The sequence below is a fragment of the Exiguobacterium sp. s145 genome (assembly GCF_018618835.1).
GTDB classification, from domain to species: domain Bacteria; phylum Bacillota; class Bacilli; order Exiguobacteriales; family Exiguobacteriaceae; genus Exiguobacterium_A; species Exiguobacterium_A artemiae.
Genome location: NZ_JACSMV010000053.1, coordinates 1 through 279, shown reverse-complemented (window position 1 = coordinate 279; position 279 = coordinate 1). Strand labels below are relative to the sequence as shown.

At 50.5% G+C, this 279-nt stretch carries 2 tRNA genes; both read left to right on the top strand.

Annotation, left to right across the window (positions count from 1 at the left end):
- Positions 1-11: 11 nt before the first annotated feature.
- Positions 12-88: transfer RNA gene (locus KNQ07_RS16050), tRNA-Pro, on the top strand.
- Positions 89-109: 21 nt separating this feature from the next.
- Positions 110-185: transfer RNA gene (locus tag KNQ07_RS16045), tRNA-Ala, on the top strand.
- Positions 186-279: the final 94 nt, after the last annotated feature.

Sequence of the window (279 nt, the reverse complement as noted above, 5' to 3'; positions counted from 1 at the left end):
GGTGCACTTTTCGGGAAGTAGCTCAGCTTGGTAGAGCACTTGGTTTGGGACCAAGGGGTCGCAGGTTCGAATCCTGTCTTCCCGACCATCTTCAATTTAATCCCTTAATGGGGCCTTAGCTCAGCTGGGAGAGCGCCTGCCTTGCACGCAGGAGGTCAGCGGTTCGATCCCGCTAGGCTCCACCATTTTTATGACGAACTTTGAAAACTGAACGATGAGGCAAAAAACGTATCTTCGGATACAAACAATGAATGAAGCGCAAGCTTCGTCAACGTGACT